This is a genomic window from Streptomyces sp. NPDC049541 (genome assembly GCF_044465725.1).
Classification (GTDB): Bacteria; Actinomycetota; Actinomycetes; order Streptomycetales; family Streptomycetaceae; genus Streptomyces.
Genome location: NZ_JBITLY010000003.1, coordinates 599,491 through 615,868, shown reverse-complemented (window position 1 = coordinate 615,868; position 16,378 = coordinate 599,491). Strand labels below are relative to the sequence as shown.

The 16,378-nt window shown below is 66.8% G+C and carries 18 protein-coding genes and 1 tRNA gene; 15 read left to right on the top strand and 4 right to left on the bottom strand.

Annotated elements, in window-relative coordinates:
• Positions 1 to 354: 354 nt before the first annotated feature.
• Entirely contained in the window at positions 355 to 2,634 is a 2,280-nt protein-coding gene (locus tag ACIBW9_RS15135; RefSeq protein ID WP_398954964.1) for a transglycosylase domain-containing protein, read from the top strand.
• A gap of 244 nt (positions 2,635 to 2,878) precedes the next feature.
• On the opposite strand, the gene ACIBW9_RS15130 is transcribed toward ACIBW9_RS15135, so the two are convergent.
• Positions 2,879 to 3,346: a GatB/YqeY domain-containing protein gene (locus tag ACIBW9_RS15130; RefSeq protein ID WP_115906774.1), complete on the bottom strand. Its 468-nt coding sequence runs from the start codon at positions 3,344 to 3,346 to the stop codon at positions 2,879 to 2,881.
• Positions 3,347 to 3,465: 119 nt separating this feature from the next.
• Here ACIBW9_RS15130 and ACIBW9_RS15125 point away from each other — a divergent pair, with 119 nt between their 5' ends.
• The 3 genes from ACIBW9_RS15125 to ACIBW9_RS15115 all read left to right on the top strand — a co-directional run bounded on the left by ACIBW9_RS15125 (position 3,466) and on the right by ACIBW9_RS15115 (position 5,348).
• Positions 3,466 to 4,392 (top strand): metallophosphoesterase, encoded by a 927-nt coding sequence (locus tag ACIBW9_RS15125; protein ID WP_398954962.1) that lies wholly within the window; start codon positions 3,466 to 3,468, stop codon positions 4,390 to 4,392.
• A gap of 54 nt (positions 4,393 to 4,446) precedes the next feature.
• Positions 4,447 to 5,232, top strand: coding sequence for a Pr6Pr family membrane protein (locus tag ACIBW9_RS15120; protein ID WP_398954960.1), 786 nt, complete (start codon positions 4,447 to 4,449; stop codon positions 5,230 to 5,232).
• A 42-nt stretch (positions 5,233 to 5,274) separates the two neighbouring features.
• Positions 5,275 to 5,348: transfer RNA gene (locus tag ACIBW9_RS15115), tRNA-Pro, on the top strand.
• Positions 5,349 to 5,432: 84 nt separating this feature from the next.
• Here ACIBW9_RS15115 and xerC read toward each other — a convergent pair.
• Positions 5,433 to 6,353: a tyrosine recombinase XerC gene (gene xerC, locus ACIBW9_RS15110; protein WP_398954958.1), complete on the bottom strand. Its 921-nt coding sequence runs from the start codon at positions 6,351 to 6,353 to the stop codon at positions 5,433 to 5,435.
• 282 nt (positions 6,354 to 6,635) lie between these two features.
• Between xerC and ACIBW9_RS15105 the strand changes: the two genes are divergently transcribed.
• The 11 genes from ACIBW9_RS15105 (at position 6,636) to ACIBW9_RS15055 (ending at position 15,373) form a co-directional block, all read left to right on the top strand.
• Positions 6,636 to 7,268, top strand: a complete 633-nt coding sequence (locus ACIBW9_RS15105; RefSeq protein ID WP_398954956.1) for a DUF2461 family protein — start codon at positions 6,636 to 6,638, stop codon at positions 7,266 to 7,268.
• 185 nt (positions 7,269 to 7,453) lie between these two features.
• Positions 7,454 to 7,807 (top strand): WXG100 family type VII secretion target, encoded by a 354-nt coding sequence (locus tag ACIBW9_RS15100; protein WP_398954953.1) that lies wholly within the window; start codon positions 7,454 to 7,456, stop codon positions 7,805 to 7,807.
• Positions 7,804 to 9,102 carry a hypothetical protein gene (locus ACIBW9_RS15095; RefSeq protein ID WP_398954951.1) on the top strand — a complete coding sequence of 433 codons (1,299 nt, stop codon included), beginning with the start codon at positions 7,804 to 7,806 and terminating at the stop codon, positions 9,100 to 9,102. Before ACIBW9_RS15100 ends, ACIBW9_RS15095 begins: the two co-directional genes overlap by 4 nt.
• An 8-nt stretch (positions 9,103 to 9,110) precedes the next feature.
• Positions 9,111 to 9,335, top strand: coding sequence for a hypothetical protein (locus tag ACIBW9_RS15090; protein ID WP_398954949.1), 225 nt, complete (start codon positions 9,111 to 9,113; stop codon positions 9,333 to 9,335).
• Positions 9,336 to 9,783: 448 nt separating this feature from the next.
• Positions 9,784 to 10,113 carry a hypothetical protein gene (locus ACIBW9_RS15085; RefSeq protein WP_398954947.1) on the top strand — a complete coding sequence of 110 codons (330 nt, stop codon included), beginning with the start codon at positions 9,784 to 9,786 and terminating at the stop codon, positions 10,111 to 10,113.
• On the top strand, positions 10,110 to 11,531 hold the full coding sequence (locus ACIBW9_RS15080; protein ID WP_398954945.1) for a WXG100 family type VII secretion target: 1,422 nt from the start codon (positions 10,110 to 10,112) through the stop codon (positions 11,529 to 11,531). Before ACIBW9_RS15085 ends, ACIBW9_RS15080 begins: the two co-directional genes overlap by 4 nt.
• Positions 11,532 to 11,614: 83 nt before the next feature.
• Positions 11,615 to 12,907, top strand: coding sequence for a type VII secretion-associated serine protease mycosin (gene mycP, locus ACIBW9_RS15075; RefSeq protein WP_398954942.1), 1,293 nt, complete (start codon positions 11,615 to 11,617; stop codon positions 12,905 to 12,907).
• A 240-nt stretch (positions 12,908 to 13,147) separates the two neighbouring features.
• Positions 13,148 to 13,906: a hypothetical protein gene (locus ACIBW9_RS15070; protein ID WP_398954940.1), complete on the top strand. Its 759-nt coding sequence runs from the start codon at positions 13,148 to 13,150 to the stop codon at positions 13,904 to 13,906.
• A 15-nt stretch (positions 13,907 to 13,921) separates the two neighbouring features.
• A complete protein-coding gene (locus ACIBW9_RS15065) occupies positions 13,922 to 14,227 on the top strand; it encodes a type VII secretion target (protein WP_398954938.1) in 306 nt (101 codons plus the stop codon).
• Between the two features lie 18 nt (positions 14,228 to 14,245).
• The gene (locus tag ACIBW9_RS15060; RefSeq protein WP_398954935.1) at positions 14,246 to 14,980 is read left to right on the top strand and encodes a hypothetical protein; all 735 of its coding nucleotides are present in this window, start codon (positions 14,246 to 14,248) and stop codon (positions 14,978 to 14,980) included.
• A 54-nt stretch (positions 14,981 to 15,034) separates the two neighbouring features.
• Positions 15,035 to 15,373, top strand: a complete 339-nt coding sequence (locus ACIBW9_RS15055) for a hypothetical protein (protein ID WP_398954933.1) — start codon at positions 15,035 to 15,037, stop codon at positions 15,371 to 15,373.
• Between the two features lie 113 nt (positions 15,374 to 15,486).
• Here ACIBW9_RS15055 and ACIBW9_RS15050 read toward each other — a convergent pair whose 3' ends face one another.
• Positions 15,487 to 15,717, bottom strand: a complete 231-nt coding sequence (locus tag ACIBW9_RS15050) for a DUF397 domain-containing protein (RefSeq protein WP_398954931.1) — start codon at positions 15,715 to 15,717, stop codon at positions 15,487 to 15,489.
• The gene (locus ACIBW9_RS15045; protein WP_398955234.1) at positions 15,714 to 16,070 is read right to left on the bottom strand and encodes a Scr1 family TA system antitoxin-like transcriptional regulator; all 357 of its coding nucleotides are present in this window, start codon (positions 16,068 to 16,070) and stop codon (positions 15,714 to 15,716) included. Before ACIBW9_RS15045 ends, ACIBW9_RS15050 begins: the two co-directional genes overlap by 4 nt.
• Positions 16,071 to 16,378: the final 308 nt, after the last annotated feature.

Genomic DNA, 16,378 nt, shown 5'->3' with positions numbered 1-16,378 from the left:
CACCGCCGCCAGTTGAGGACGTTACGGAAGGTGGGCACAGCGCAACACCCCCTTCGGGCCCAATCTTGAATGGCCCGAACGGACTATGCGTAAGCGGCAGATCACCCGGGGGAGTGAGCTGGTGACATACGTGACCTTCCCGGCAGAACGGGACGGTTCAGTTGAGTCACAACGGACGCCAGGTGACACACAAGGCGGATTCGGACACGCCCCCATCAAAAAAGTTGGGGAACCTCCGGAACGATTCGGGGTCGCCGGACGTATTGATACGTGGCCCTACTGCTGTGACAGTTGAGAGCAGCTTAGGCCAAGGCATATACGCGTGTCCGGCGAATGAGAACGTAGGCTGCCCTCATGCCAAAGAAGCGCTCGGGCGGTGGCCTGTCCCCCACGCAGCAGGCCGCCAAGTTCCTCGGTGTCAGTGTGCTCGCGGGGGCCGTCCTGGCCGGTATCGCGCTGCCGGCCGTCGGCGCGCTCGGACTTGCCGCCAAGGGTTCGGTGGAGAGTTTCGACGAGCTGCCCGCCAACCTCAAGACGCCGCCCCTGAGCCAGCGCACCACGATCCTCGACGCCGACGGCGGTCAGATCGCCACGGTCTACTCACGTGACCGCACGGTGGTCCCGCTCAAGGACATGTCCCCGTACATGCAGAAGGCGATCGTCGCGATCGAGGACTCGCGCTTCTACCAGCACGGCGCGGTCGACCTCAAGGGCATCCTGCGCGCGCTGAACAAGAACGTGCAGAGCAGCGGGGTGGCCCAGGGCGCTTCCACGCTCACCCAGCAGCTCGTGAAGAACGTCGCCATCGAGGAGGCCGGCGACGACCCGACGAAGGTCGCGCAGGCCACTCAGCAGACAATGGGCCGCAAGATAAGGGAGCTGAAGTACGCGATCCAGCTCGAGGAGGAGCTCGGCAAGAAGAAGATCCTCGAGAACTACCTGAACATCACGTTCTTCGGCGAGCAGGCCTACGGTGTCGAGGCCGCGTCCCAGCGCTACTTCTCCAAGCACGCCAAGGACCTGAACGTGCAGGAGGCCGCCCTGCTCGCCGGCATCGTCCAGTCGCCCAGCCGGTACGACCCGGTCAACGACTCGACGGAGGCCACCCGGCGCCGCAACGTCGTCCTGCAGCGCATGGCCGACATGGGTGACATCTCGCAGGCAGAGGCCGACAAGGCCAAGAAGACGCCGCTGGGCCTCCACCCGAGCCAGCCGAAGAACGGCTGCATCACCGCGGTCAAGGGCGCCGGCTTCTTCTGCGACTACGTGCGCGAGGTGTTCCTCACCGACCCGATGTTCGGCAAGACCAAGGAAGCCCGGGCGAAGGTCTGGAACCAGGGCGGTCTGACGATCCGTACGACGCTCGACCCGCAGGCCCAGACCTCGGTGCAGGCGTCCATCAAGGACCACGTCTACAAGACCGACGACGTGGCCACCGCGGCCACCCTCGTGGAGCCCGGCACCGGCAAGATCCTCGCCATGGGCCAGTCCCGTCCCTACGGCTTCGGCAAGCACGAGACGCAGATCGACCTGTCGGTGAACCAGGACATGGGCGGCGGCGCGGGCTACCAGCCCGGTTCGACGTTCAAGCCGATCGTGGCCGCGGCCGCCATAGAGGGCGGTACGCCGGCGACACAGTCGTACTCCTCGCCGTACGAGATGGACTATCCGAGCCCCGTCTCGATCTGCAACGGCCGGCAGTGGCGTGACGATCCGAACAATCCGACCAAGGTGTCGAACGAGAACAAGTCGGAGCACGGCCCCTACAGCATGAAGCAGGCGACCGCGAAGTCGGTCAACACCTACTACGTGCAGCTGATCAGCGACATCGGCATCTGCCCGGTCACCGAGATGGCCAAGAAGATGGGCGTGGAGCGCGCGGACGGCGGCAAGATGCAGCAGGCCCCCTCCATCGCGCTCGGCACCCAGGAGATGTCGCCGCTGACGATGGCGAACGCATACGCCACCTTCGCCTCGCGCGGCATGTACTGCACGCCGGTCGCCATCGAGTCCATCAGCCAGCGGATCGGCGACCGGACGAAGTCGCTCCCGGTGCCCAAGACGAGCTGCACGCGCGCGATGTCGCAGAAGACCGCCGACACCGTGACGACGCTGCTGAAGGGCGTGGTCGAGGACGGTACGGGTCAGCAGGCGGGCCTCAGCGACCGCCCGAGCGCCGGTAAGACCGGTACGACGGACAACCGCTACGCGGCCTGGTTCGTGGGCTTCACGCCGAACATGGCCGGCGCGGTGTGGGTCGGCGACCCGACCCACAAGCGCCAGATGAAGCAGATCACCATCGGCGGCGTCTACCACGACCTCGTCTACGGCGCCGACACGCCGGGCCCGATCTGGAAGGACGCCATGACGGGCGCCCTGGACGGCAAGCCCGTCGAGAACTTCAACCTCGTCGACATCCCCGACGGCAAGAAGGACAAGGGCAACGACGACGGCCACAACGGTGACAACGGCGGCAACACCAACGGCGGCCTCATCGGCGGCCTGACCACCGGCGGCGCGGACGGCGGCGCGAACGGGGGCACCTTCCCGACGCCCACCTTCTCCTTCCCGGACAACCTGTTCCAGGGCACGAGCAACGGCAACGGCAACGGCAACGGGGGGCGGCGCGGCTGAGGCCACGCTCCGGAATCGGCTGACGGCCCCTGTCCCACCGGCTCGCCGGGACAGGGGCCGTCGGCCGTCCGGTTCAGCCGCGATGGTCCCAGTTGCACCGCATCGACGCTGTCGTCCCTTGAAGCGCAGAAGGCAGCTCCGGCGAACGAGCCACTGCGGTAACGAAGTTGAGCGACAAGGCAGACCCGCGCCGTGGGCGGCGGCCCTCGGTGCGGGTCTGCTCGCCCTGGCATGTCAGGGCTTCTCAGCCGGCCAGCAGCTTCTTCACCACCGCCGCGACCCTGCCGCCCTCGGCCAGGCCCGCGACCTTCGGGTTCACGATCTTCATGACGGCGCCCATGGCACGCGGGCCCTCGGCGCCGGCGGCCCTGGCCTCGCCGACCGCCTGGGCGACGATGTCGTTCAGCTCCTCGTCGCTGAGCTGCTTGGGCAGGTACTCGGCGAGGACCTCGCCCTCCGCCTTCTCCCGCTCGGCGCTCTCGGCGCGACCACCCTGCGCGAAGGCATCGGCCGCCTCCCGGCGCTTCTTCGCCTCCTTGGTGATCACCTTCAGCACCTCGTCGTCGGAGAGCTCGCGCTTCTCCTTGCCCGCGACCTCCTCCTTGGTGATCGCGGCGAGCGTCAGCCGGAGCGTCGAGGAGCGGAGCTCGTTGCGCTCCTTGATCGCGGCGTTGAGGTCTTCCTGCAGCTTCGACTTGAGCGTGGTGGTCATGGATCCGATTGTCGCAGGTGCCAAACGTCCGACGCCCGTCCATTTAAAGGGTGGTGAGGCCCGGGCGCCCAAGGGGCAGCGCGGCTCAGGAGGTCCCGCGGGTCTGACACGATGGATGTATGCGCGCTCGATACGGAGTACCTCTGGGGATCGCGGCGGCCGGTGCCGCCGGTGTGGTGTACGCGGCGGGATTCGAGGCCCGCTCCTTCCGGCTGCGACGGGTGACCGTTCCCGTCCTGCCCGTCGGCATGCGCCCCCTGAGAGTCCTCCAGGTCTCCGACATCCACATGGTCGGCGGCCAGCGCAAGAAGCAGCGCTGGCTGCGGTCGCTGGCCGGCCTGCGCCCCGACCTCGTGATCAACACGGGCGACAACCTGTCCGACACGGAGGGCGTACCCGAGGTCCTGGACGCCCTCGGCCCCCTGATGGAGTTCCCGGGCGCATACGTCTTCGGCTCCAACGACTACTACGGCCCCAGGCCCCGCAACCCCGCGCGCTACCTGCTGGAGAAGGTCCAGGGCCGGCACGGTCTGAACGGCAACCCGCCGGTGGTCGGCGCGATCCACAACCCGTGGGAGGACCTGCGGGACGGCTTCGACGCGGCGGGCTGGCTGAATCTCACCAACACGCGCGGCACCCTGAAGATCGAGGGCGTCACCCTGGAGCTGACGGGCCTGGACGACCCGCACATCAAGCGCGACCGCTACCCGCAGGTCTCCGGCGGCCCGTCCGCCGGCGCGGACTTCTCGATGGGCGTCGTGCACGCCCCGTACCTGCGGGTGCTGGACGCCTTCACGGCGGACGACTACCCCCTGATCCTGGCCGGCCACACCCACGGCGGCCAGCTCTGTGTCCCCTTCTACGGTGCCCTGGTCACCAACTGCGACCTGGACCCGGCGCGGGTGAAGGGCCTGTCCAGGCACACGGCGGAAGGCCGTACGTCGTATCTGCACGTCTCGGCGGGCTGCGGCACCAACCGCTACACGCCGGTACGGTTCGCCTGCCCGCCGGAGGCGACTCTGCTGACGCTGGCACCCAGGGAGTAACCCGGTCGCGCCACCCACATCGCGGCATATGCCCCCTTTGCCTAGCTTGGGGGCATGACCGCACCCATACCCAGGGACATACCGGACCTCCCGGCACTGCCCGGCGGGTCCCTGTTCACGCCCTCCTACGTCCCCGCCTCCGCGGTGCTGGCCCCCGTACGCCGCCCCCTCGCCGCCGTGTACCGCCTGCTGGTCGCCCTGGCGGCAGCGGCGGGCGTGACGATCGAGCTGCTCCTCGGCAGCCCGGTCCACGTCCTGAGCTACTTCGCGATCCAGAGCAACATCCTGCTGGCCCTGGTCTTCACGCTCACAGCCCGCCGCGCCTGGACGGCCCGCCGCCCGCTCCCCTCCGCCCTGACGGGTGCGACGCTGCTGTACATCATCATCACGGGGCTGGTGTACCACCTGCTGCTGAAAGGGGCCTCGCCCCCGTTCTCCATGACGGGCGGGAGCACGCCCCCGGCCGGCCTGCAGTGGATCAGCAACCAGATCCTGCACACGGCCGTCCCCGTCGCCGCGCTTCTGGACTGGCTGCTCCTGACGGCTCCCGCCCGCCTCCACCTCCGCCAGGCGCCGTCATGGCTGCTGTACCCCCTGGCCTACCTGGCGTTCTCCCTCGGCCGGGGCGAACTGATCATCCCCGGCACGCCGGGCCGCTATCTCTACCCGTTCCTGGACGTAGGCCTGCACGGCTACAAGAGCGTCCTCGGCAACGCCCTCCTCCTCGGCCTCGCCTTCTACGGCCTCGCCCTCCTCATGGTCGCCCTCGACCACATCCGCCCGAACCCCGTCCGCCACCGCGCCAAAACCGGATTTCGTCTCCAGCCACCAGTGGGCTAAAGTAAACGACGTCGCCGCGACAAGCAGGACATGCGACGACATCGGGGTGTAGCGCAGCTTGGCAGCGCGCTTCGTTCGGGACGAAGAGGTCGTGGGTTCAAATCCCGCCACCCCGACGCAGGTCAGAGGGCCAATCGCATGATCGCGATTGGCCCTCTTTCATGTCCGGGGGGCCAAACAGGGGGCCAAACGAAATTTGATCAGGCCACCGCGTCGCCCTCTTCGTCGTCCTCCGGGTCCTCCCCTTCCTGATCTTCGGCGAAGATGTCATCCATCGCTTCGGCGCCCTGCGTGATCACGGGCCGAAGCTGCTTGCGGTAGACCGCCTCTGTGGTCGCCTGACTGCTGTGACCGACCAAGAGCGCGATCCGCTCCAGGGGGATGCCGTGGTCAGAGAGCAAGGACACGAAGCTGTGCCGGAGCTCCCGCGGCGTCCACTCCGGCTTCAGCCCGGCCTTTTTCACGATGGCCTTGAAGTCACGCCGGACGTTGGCCGCATCGAGCGGCTCGCCGCTCCGGGTCGTGAAGACGCGGCCGGTTGGACTCCACTCCATCCCTCTCGATGCCCGCTCCTGCTTCTGCCATCGCATGTGCTCTTCGAGAACCTCGACCACCTGTTTCGGCAGAGCGATGGTCCGGCGGCTCTTCCTGGTCTTGGTCTCGCCGTGCTTGCGCACCGAGCGCCACACGGCGACGTGCGGCGGGATGCCATCCTTCGTCTCCAGGAACACGTGATCCCAGGTGAGGGGCCGCGCCTCTTCCGTGCGTACGCCACTCAGGAGCGAGAGCACAAGATAGGCGTACAGCCGCGACGGGCGCGCGGCTGTGAGCACGGCTTTCGCCTGCTCCAAGTTCAGCGCCTTGCTCGGTCGGCCGGGGCGCCCTTCCGGTGCGGTGACGAGTAGGGCGACATTCCGCGCGGCCTTGTCCCTGCGCTGAGCGTGCGCGATGGAGCGGCGCAGGATGGCGAGCAGATCACGCAGGCTTCGCGTGGCGAGGAATTCGGCCCTGTCGTCCAACCAGTCGTCGACGTCGTCCGCGCTGAGTTCCTTCAGCTTGGCCTTGCCAATAAACGGGATCAGGTGCTTGTTCGCCTGGCGCCTCCTTGGGCTCAGGGGCAAGGTCTTCCGCCAGGGCCTTGTACGTTGACATGCCCCTGCAGCAAGGCACCAGTCATTGCGGGATCTTCGCTGTCTGCCCGCGGCGAACTGAAGTGCCTGCCTCTCACCGCCCGCTTCAAACGGGCTGCACTCTCCGTGTTCCTCGATGGACTCGCCCCCTGCGCACGGCACATCGAACTGGCCGGCGAGCCCCGCCGCAGCACCTCCCACCTTGTCTGGGAGTTCGCCTCCCTGCCCGTCTCACTCTCCGCGCACGGATCACGGGTGAGTTATCCTCCGCGCATGCGTGGACAGTTCACCGGCTGGCCGGAGCAGGCCACGGACGTGTTGTGGCAGCTCCAGGGCGAACCGACCCACGCGACCCGCGAGCACTACCGCGCGGACCGCGAACGGCTGGTCCGGCAGCCGATGATCGCCCTGCTCAACGAGGTCGCGGACACCGACCCCCGGTACGAGGACTTCTCCGTCTGGCACTACCGCACCAACTCCTGGTGGTGGCAGCACCAGGGCGCGGTGATCCGGCTCGGCCGCAAGATCGAGATCGGTCTCCGGTTCGACCTGGACGGCCTGCGGATCCAGGGCGCCTGGTGGTACCCCGATCCCGGCCAGGTGGACATGTTCCGCAAAGCCGTCGCCTCCGAGGGAAGCGGCCGCGAACTGTCCGCCATCGTCGAGGACGTGCGGAAGAAGGGCTACGACATCTCCGGGGACGTGATGAAACGCCCCCCGCGCGGCTATCCGACGGACCACGCCCATGCCAACCTGCTGCGCCACCGTTCACTGATCGCCGCCCGCCCCCTCGGCTGCGAGGAGTGGCTGCACACCCCCGAGGCGGTCGACCGGGTCCTCTCGGCCGCCGCCGACCTGGACCCCCTGCTGATGTGGCTGGTCCGCCACGTGAAGCGCACCGCCTGACATCACCCATCGGCGTCGTCACCGGTGGAGCCTGCTCACGTCCGACACGACACCGGCCAGTGAGCGAACTCACGGCCGGCGAATGGATCTTTGCTCCGGCTTTACGTGACTCACAGTGGTGAACCACCAACCGGCGGCTAGGGTCGAATGCCCGTGCGGTCAACGGAGGGGGAGAACGCGAAGTTATGGGCGGCAAGGACGAGATACTCGACATCAAGGTCGACGACATCAAGACGGCGGCGCCCGCCTTCCACCGCGAAAGCGTTGCCCTCGCACACGCACTGACCAAGCTGAAGCAGGGCCTGGCCGCGGCGGGTAGCCCGTGGGGCGATGACGAGCAGGGCGAGAAGTTCCACAACGCGTATGGCCCGCACGTCACGCAGATCGAGCACTCCACCCAGATCCTCATCGAGGGCCTCGCCAGCATCCACACGGGTCTGGTCGACATGGCCGACAAGCACATCGACAACGAAGAACTCATCCGGGGCATGTTCGGCCGGATCAAGGGCGGCCACCACAGCACGGGTGACGGCGAGTGAGCGTCGCGGACAAGGCCCGCAAGGCCGTTCAGGACCTGACGGGCATGTGGTGGCCCGCCGCCGACGAAGACGGGCTCCGGGATGCCGCCAAGACGTGGCGGGCCTTCGCCGACGACATCGACGACATCGCCGCCGCCGCGAACAAGGCCGCTCTTGCGCTGATCGAGGACAACAAGGGCGAGTCGATCACAGCGTTCGACAAGTTCTGGCGCCGGTACTACGACCATGGCCACGGCTGGCTGAAGGACCTCGCGGATGCGGCCCGCGATATGGCCAAGGCGCTGGATGCGTATGCGGATGCCGTGCACGGCGCGAAGAAGCATCTCGAACACGAACTGGAGATCGTCGGTGCGACCCTGGTCGCCGGCACCGCCCTGGCTATCTTCACCGCCGGCATCTCCGAGGGCGCCGCGGCGGCCGCCGCGGTGGGCGTCACCGAACTCGCCGCATCCCTGGGTGTCACCGTCTCCACCGAGGTCGCAACCATCGCGGGCACCACCCTGGCCACGGCCGCCTTCGGAGGTATCGAATCGGTCACCGTGGACCTGGCGGTCGCCCAACCCATCGCCATCGCGACCGGTGAGAGCACGGGCGTCAACCTTGACGAGGTCGGCCAGGCGGCCAAGGACGGGATGCTCTTCGGCGGTCTCCTCGGCGCAGGAGCCGGCGGTGCGAGGGCCGCATCCGAAGCGGGCGGTTGGCGCGGCCTCCTCGGCAGCGACATGCCCGCTCTCACGGATCCGCGACTGCTCCTGGCCGGCATGCCGGACGAAGCCGCCCCCGCCCTGACGGCGACACGGAGCGGCGATGAGTGGCTCACCGGCGCCCGCCGGCGCCCGCGTGACATCCTCGACGATCCCGCGCAGACGAAGTGGGCGGAAGCCGCGTACGACGACTTCCGTCGGGACTCCCGCGACATCGCAGCCATCAGCCGCAACACCGAAGGCGTACCTCGGGGGAACGGAACGACAGGGTTCACGGAGGAAGAGATCTCCGCCATCAAGAAGCACGTCTTCGACACCGAGCACCCGATCGAGGACTACGAAACCGGCGAGGTCGTCACACGCAAGTTCGACGCGGACGCCGAGATCGCCGATGCCTGGATCCGCCTCCGCTCCGGCAACGCTCTGCCGGAAGACCACGTGCTGCTCGAACACGAAGTCACCGAGCTTGAGTACCTGCGCACCCACCCGGGCGCGACCTACCAGGAAGCACATCGGGTGGCCAACCAAAACTACAATTGGCAGAGCAAGGTCCCGCTCAACAAGCGGGAAGACTTCGAGAGCGAGTGGTAATGGCGTCCTTGGTCTACTTCAAGAAGCTGTCCGAACAGCCGGACTCCATTCGCTACTCCTTCGGTGAAGACCCGGCTGAAATGGACCGTACGCTCACCGTAGACACGGCCAGCCGCACCTCGACTTCCGACGACGGCATCGCCGACTACACGTTCCTCAAGGCGTCACGGAAGATCAACTCCGTGTTCGAGGAGCGTAGGCAGTGGCCGGAACGGGGTATGAGCGCCAGCTGACAGTTCGGTGATGGCAGGCGTGAACCCCGAGTTACGCGCACTGACATGGTCGACAAGCGCGGCACCGCCCCACAGCGCATCGAATCCGCCCGCGCTCTCATCGCCATCGCCGACCTGTTCCAGGTCGGCCGGCATCGCGGAAACTGATGCAGCACGACGAGGGGGAGGCCGGTCAGGGTCGGCGTGCACGTCGACGGGCGTCATGAAGTCGCTGACGCCATTCTCATGCACGGCGACTGCGCACGAGCCCCGCTCACCGTCATCTGGAACCGGTTCGGCGTCGCCACCAGCTGAGCCTGAAAGACTGTTTGACCCTGGATCCCGCCATTGGCACCCAAACCCACCGTTCCCATAGAGGCCGGAAAGAGACGTGAGCGCTCTGCACTGTCTGATGCAGCCGATAAGATTGCTAGCGCTATCAGTCGTACGGGGACAGGGGGCACTCGCGGTGGCGAGCGGCGAGCTGAAGGTCGATCTGAGCGCACTGGACAGTGTGGTCACGCAACTCAACCGAATCATCTTGAATCTGGGCGATACCACCTCCGACTCGCGCTATCAGACGTACCTGCCGGCCGGCGCACTGGGCAGTGCGGATTTCACTGAGGCGAACGATCTGCACATTGCTCACACGGAGATGAAGCAGCACCTCGAGGACATCGTCACCCATATCCACGGCTTGGTGGACGACTTCGGGACGAAGACGAAGAAGAATCACGGCGCATACCAGGACCAGGAAGCGGAGATCGCGGCGGCACTCTCGGACGGGGGTAAGTCATGAGCTCAGGCGGGAAGAAGAGCGACGGCTACGCGTACGAGTACGTCCCGGCGGCGATGTGCTACGACGAGAAGGCCACGACCCCGTTCGCCGACCTGAACATGGACCAGATGAAGGCCATGGTCATCAACGCGAAGCCGGGCGTGGTTCACGACGTGGCCCGAGGCTGGCGCAAGGTCAACGATGATCTGGTGGGCGAGGACGGCGGCGGTGGATCGCGGCAGGATTTCCTGGCAGCGGTGCACGGGGTGCTGGAGCACTGGGAGGGCGAGGCCGCCGACCGGTTCAAGGCGCGAGCCGAGGTCATCGCGAAGAAGATGCAGGACGGCGCCCAGTACGCCCAGTACACCTCCATCGCGCTGGGCAGTGCGGCCACGGTGCTGGAGACCATCAAGCCCGAGGTCGAGGCGATGGAGAAGCCGGGGACGATCTCCAGCGGCCTTGACTTCGTCGGGGACGGGTTCTCGCACGACGACAGCGGCTACCAGGCGGACAAGCGGGCCGGGATGTCCACCCAGGAGGCCCTGGACAGGAACAAGGACGACCTCTCGGCTGGCAAGGAGGCCCAGCTGAAGATGGCCGTGAAAATGGAGCAGTTGGGGGCGGCTTACGCTTCGCAGACCAGGGCCATGGGGTCATGGAAGCGCGCTCCGGTTGAAGACAATGAGGACTACCCCGGTGATCCCGGAGGCACGGCGCCGGTCCCGATCGTCGCGATCCCGACCGAGAGCGGCCCCAGGCTGGTGGGCCGGACTTCCACCGGCAGCGGCACGTCGAGCGGCTCGGGCCGGTCTACCGTCGCTGCGTCCCCCAGCATCCCCCACCGCGTTACCGGTGCAGGTACCGCTTCCTCTTCCAAGGCGTCATCGCCCTCCGGGGTCGGTACGGATGTGGACGGACTTGCGACCACCAGCCCCGGTGGCACCGGCGGCGGCCACGGAGGTGGAGTCACCGCCCGAGTCGGCGCGGGCGGCGGATCTGGAACAGGTGCCGGTTTGCCCGGTGTGCCCAGCAGCCCGGCGGGCGGCTTTGCCCGTGGTGGCAGCGGCGCAGGCTCCGAGGCGGGCAGCGGCCGCGCGGGAGTGGGCGGTGTGGCAGCCGGGACAGGGGCAGGTGCCGAATACGGCAAACAGCCCGGTGGCCGGGGCCCGCTGGCCCGTACGAAGGGCGGGGTGATCGGCGAACCCGGAGAGGCCCCCTCCACTGGGTCTGGGGCCGGTTCCGGTCTGCACGGCAGCCGCGGTGGCACGACCGAGGGCCGCAGGGCGGCGGGCCTGTCAGGCTCCGGACAGGCTGGCGTGACCGGCCAGGGCCGCGACAAGAAGAAGAAAAATGGTAAGCCGGTTCCGGGCTATCTCGTCGAGGACGAGGAGACCTGGGTGCCCAAGCGGGACGACACCACCCCGCCGCTCATCGAGTAGACACGATCGCGGCAGGACAGAAACGGGGCTCGCGTCATCCACCGCGCAGGCCCGCCCGGCGGGACGAAAGAGGGAAACACGGCATGGGTCTCACGCGGATGCTGCGCATCGCGGGCTGCACGGCAGCGGCGGGAGCAATGCTCTTCTCCACCGCGCCCACCGCATCAGCGGACCAGGTGAGGAACGACCAGTGGCCGCTCCAAGCCCTTGACGCCGACGCTGTCTGGAAGATCGCGACGGGCAAGGGCATCACCGTCGCCGTCATCGATGTCGGTGTTGACGCCTCGCACCCCGACCTGAAGGGCAACGTCCTGCCGGGCAAGGACTTCGTCGACGGTGACTCCGATGCCTCGCCAGCTGCAGGCGACAAGCATGGAACAGCCATAGCTGGCATCATCGCCGGGCACGGCCACGGCGCCAACGGTGCTGACGGCGTGAAGGGACTCGCTCCTGACGCGAAGATCCTGCCCCTGCGTGATGATGGCGGGCAGTTGGACGGCTTTGCCCCGTCGATCAGATACGCAGTGGACCATGGGGCATCGGTCATCAACATCTCACAGGCCGGAAGCTTGCCAACCTCCGGAGGCGAGGAGCAACAGGCGATTGGGTACGCGCTAGAGCACAACGTAATCGTCGTGGCGGGGTCGGGCAACGACGGTATGAGCGGCTCCGAAGGCATTAAATACCCGGCCAGTTATCCAGGTGTGGTGGACGTCGGCGCCATCAAGAAGAGCAACGAGATCTGGGAGAAGTCCAACTCGGGTCCGAACCTCCTGTTGACAGCCCCCGGCGAGCACGTCGTCTCCGCCAGCACAGACTCCGACGGCTACGGCATGGCCAGCGGTACCTCCGACGCCACCGCCTACGTCTCCGCCGCCTGCGCCCTGCTGCGCGAAAAGTTTCCCGACCTCACCGCGGGCCAGATCGTCAACCGCCTCACCAAGACAGCCGGCCTCCCCGCCTCGGCCAAGGGTCTGAAGCTCCCTGACGAGAAGTACGGCTATGGCTACATCCGGCCCCTCGCCGCCCTTCAGCAGAACATCCCGGCCGGCTCCAAGAACGGCCCGCTCACCATGCCCGCATCCAATTCCACAGCAACGCCCGAGGGCAGCACGGCGGCGTCCTCCGCGTCCGATGATTCGAGCAGTGGACTGACCACCAACTCGGTCATCGCGCTCAGCACGCTGGCAGCCCTCGGTGTGCTCATCGTGATCGGTGTGCCTTTGTTTCTGGTTCGGCGCGCGAAGCGCCGTCGGGCGTCGCAGCAGAGCCAGTTCAATCAGCAGTCCGGATACGGAAGTTATCCCCAGAATTCTTACCCCGGTTCCACTCCGTACCAGCAACAGCCGCCGTCCGACCACTATCCGCACCAGTAGTGGACGGCTGGACAAACCGCCGGGCCGCCCATCTCACTCTCGCATGCGAAGAAAGGGTGCAAATAAGACTCTGCCGCGTGTGTTGAATGTGACTGCGGTAGCTTGGAGATGCGGTCGGTGAGCGGTTGTACAGCAATGCCGCGCAGCATGTCCTCCTTAGAGTCTGCAGCAGCAGTTTTCGGCCATCGCCTCCCGCAGATGCCACTTCGGAGACCGATGACGGGGAGATGAATCGACCGCGTGACTGACGACATAATTCAGGAACTGCAGCGTTTTCAGCAGTACACCAGTCAGCTCCACGGCCTGATCGCACGGATTCAGGAGGGAATGCCGCAGAGCGCCGAGGGCGAGGACGCACAGGGAGCTGTGCGGGTGCGGGTGGGCCAGGACGGCCTTCCTGAGTCGGTGGCCGCGGTGCGGGACTGGCAGCGACGACGAGGTCCCGAACAGATCGGTGCCGCCGTCGTCGAAGCGTACGGATCGACCGTCGCCGAGTTCATGTCCGCGCAGTCCCAGGCGCTCTCCTCAAGTGACTGGCGTGAGAGGGCCGACGGGCTGCAGCAGGACATGAGCGCTCCGCGCTCCTCGGCAGACACCACCCCGCCGCCCGAGGTGTCCCAGCGGGACCTGCGGCACGTCGTGCCGCGCAGCATCGACGAAGTTGCCGAGGCCGTGATCTCGTCCTTCGACGATCTCGCCCGTCAGGATCCCGGGGCGGTGGAACGCATTCAGGCGGAGGGCTCGGACTCCACGGGGCGGGTCACCATGACGCTGTCCCTGGGCTCCCTGGCGGGGTGCACAGTGGATCCGGGATGGGCGGCCAAGCAGTCGGCGGTGGGCCTGAACCGCGCCTTCGAAGAAGCCCTGCGCGATGCCCGTTCCGCACTCACGCGGGCAGTCGAGGCCAACACCACGGGCGGAGAGAGCCAACAGCTGGACACGCTCCTGGACGAGGCACTGGCCATTCTCAGCGATCCGCGACGCATCACCGACTTCTGAGGGAAGTGATATTCCGTGTCTGACCCCACATTGAAGGTCACTACCGATGCCCTGCGTACGGACGCGAGGATGTGGGACCGGGAGAGCGAACGGATGGGGAACATCCACCGGACCGTGGAAGGTCTGCGCGTGTCCCGTGTCCAGGCGGGCCTGTTCCAGGTCCTCTTCTCGGCCTACGAAGAGGCGATCGACCAGATCTCGGCACGATGCGCCGAGGGGCAGCACCGTATGGATGAAATCGCCACGGCACTGATCAAGAACGCGAACGCCTACGACAGCCGCGAAGCGGACGTGAAGCAGTCCATCGACGGCGCGTACTGACCGAGAGAACGGAACACCATGCCCTTCAGTTCAGCTCAGTACGAAGCCGTCACGGCGAAGCTCAGCTCCGGCATGCAGGACCTGTCAGCGAAGCTCAACCAAGTCGGCCCCACGGCCGAGTCGACCGCCAACCAGTGGTACGTCCCGAACCCAGTGGCTGATGCGCTGCTCTGGGTGAGCCACAAGCTCGTCGAGCTGGGCTCCTGGGTACTCAACAAGATCAAGGAACTCCTCGAAGGAGTAGGCGCCCCGGTTGCCATGTTCTCCTATGCCATGGACTGGCAGAGCCACGTCCGGGGCCCAGCCTCTTCCGTGGCCGGCGAGACCGCACCGGAAGCACTCGTCGCCCCCAAGCACTGGTCGGGAGACGCAGCCACCAAGTACACCGCTTCGGTCAAGGGACAGCCCACCGCGGCCACCCAGATCGAGACGAGCGCCGACAAGATCGCCACAGGGCTCAACATCTGTGCCGCCGCGGGCCTCGCCTTCTATGTGGCGCTGGCCGTGATCCTCGCGAAGTACATCGCTACCACCGTTTCAGCCATCGCAGCCCTGGGATCCGTGGTGTTTTCGTGGGCTGGTGCTGCCGCCATCGTCGGAGACACCAGCGTGAACGCGGGGTTGATCTGGGCCGCTGTCGCCGCGCTGGTCGCACTCCTCGGGGTTCAGGCACAGCAGATGACGACCATCAAGGGGGAGTCGGTGGATAACAGCACGTTCCCTGGTGGTCATTGGCCGGACGCCCTGGCTTGATGCCCGGCTGCGCCTCTTCTCCGATCCGTCCAGCCACAGGAAGGCGGCAAACGCATGTACGGACCCCGTGCAGCCATGTGGGGCCTGGCGGGATGCTCCTTCTTCCTGGCCTTCACGTCCATCGCCAACTGGCCGGTGATCCTCGGCGAGGCGTTCTTCGTCGTCGGACTCGTGCTTATAGGGAGCGCGGAGGTGTACGGCGACCGCAGAAGGAAGCGCGAGAAGTTCAACCAGCAGTTCGCCAGCGTCGACGACTTCTTCCAGACGGTCGACAAAGAAGCGCTGCTCCGGATCCGCGAGGAGCGAGGGGTCGCGGTCGCGGTGCGTGAGCTGAAGCGCCAGTACCCGTCCGTTTCGTTCGCTACGGCGGCCCAACTGGTCAAGGGGCTGTGAGCCTCTTGTACTCCCTCGGTCCGATCGGCGCGTGCCGAGGCTGAACCACACGCTTGGAAGGCGTTCCAGCCTCGGCACAGTTCAGGCGGACGTGCGCCGCATCACCGTAATCATCAGCTGTGTCGGATTCCCTGAATGAAGGCCATGTAGGGGGCCGGGTCGATGAGCAGCGCGGGCCCGTGGGGATCCTTGCTGTCACGGATCGCGACGCCGGCGTACGCCGTGTCGGTGAGGTCAGCGACCTCTATGCAGTTGTTGCCGGAGCCGTCGGAGTACGACGACTTGAACCAACGCGCTCCCGCGCTGGTGAACTCGGGGGCCATGTGGGCACGGGTGTGGGTCATTTGGTGATCTCTCGCGTGAGTTGTTGGAGGAATTCGGGTGTGTCCTCCGGCGGCAGCGCTGACGCCGTGAGGGCGTTGAACTTGCGGGTGAACCGGCCGACCTCGCGTGGCTTGTCGGACACCGAGGCGGCGCCCCACGCGTTGTCCACCTGCACCGAGGTCGGCATTCCGTCGTCCAGGTGCAGGACCGTGAAGTCGTGCACGGAGAGGTATCCGCGGAGGGTCTGCGGGAGCACCTGAACGCTCACGTTGGGCAGGGACGCCAGTCTCGCGATCTCCTCGTACTGCTCCCGCATCAGATCCGTATCGCCGACGACGTATCGCAGGGCCGGCTCGTACAGCACCGCCCTCAGCCGCAGTGGATCCAGTCCCCCTGGTAGGACTGGGCTGCCCTGACCGGTCCGGCGATCAGCCGCCCAGGAGCATCACCCTCTGTGACACGTAGATCCGCAAGCGCGACCAGGAATGGCGTTGGGTAACGGATGTAGCGCAGACCCCGGCCCGGGGCCAGCTCCGTGTGGCTCAGCCGAATGTCGAACTCGTCGGCCTCCGCGGACGCGGCGCGAAACCCGGACAGGTGGCCGTTGGCTGGGAGCCATCTGGGAGCCAACCTGCTCCCCAAGCCCCTCCCAGACCACCCAAGACCACCGCACCCCAACGC

Coding starts and splice junctions, on each gene's coding strand:
- ACIBW9_RS15135 (WP_398954964.1), top strand. CDS start 355: ATGCCAAAGAAGCGCTCGGGCGGTGGCCTGTCCCCCACGCAGCAGGCC.
- ACIBW9_RS15130 (WP_115906774.1), bottom strand. CDS start 3,346: ATGACCACCACGCTCAAGTCGAAGCTGCAGGAAGACCTCAACGCCGCG.
- ACIBW9_RS15125 (WP_398954962.1), top strand. CDS start 3,466: ATGCGCGCTCGATACGGAGTACCTCTGGGGATCGCGGCGGCCGGTGCC.
- ACIBW9_RS15120 (WP_398954960.1), top strand. CDS start 4,447: ATGACCGCACCCATACCCAGGGACATACCGGACCTCCCGGCACTGCCC.
- ACIBW9_RS15105 (WP_398954956.1), top strand. CDS start 6,636: ATGCGTGGACAGTTCACCGGCTGGCCGGAGCAGGCCACGGACGTGTTG.
- ACIBW9_RS15100 (WP_398954953.1), top strand. CDS start 7,454: ATGGGCGGCAAGGACGAGATACTCGACATCAAGGTCGACGACATCAAG.
- ACIBW9_RS15080 (WP_398954945.1), top strand. CDS start 10,110: ATGAGCTCAGGCGGGAAGAAGAGCGACGGCTACGCGTACGAGTACGTC.
- mycP (WP_398954942.1), top strand. CDS start 11,615: ATGGGTCTCACGCGGATGCTGCGCATCGCGGGCTGCACGGCAGCGGCG.
- ACIBW9_RS15060 (WP_398954935.1), top strand. CDS start 14,246: ATGCCCTTCAGTTCAGCTCAGTACGAAGCCGTCACGGCGAAGCTCAGC.
- ACIBW9_RS15055 (WP_398954933.1), top strand. CDS start 15,035: ATGTACGGACCCCGTGCAGCCATGTGGGGCCTGGCGGGATGCTCCTTC.
- ACIBW9_RS15050 (WP_398954931.1), bottom strand. CDS start 15,717: ATGACCCACACCCGTGCCCACATGGCCCCCGAGTTCACCAGCGCGGGA.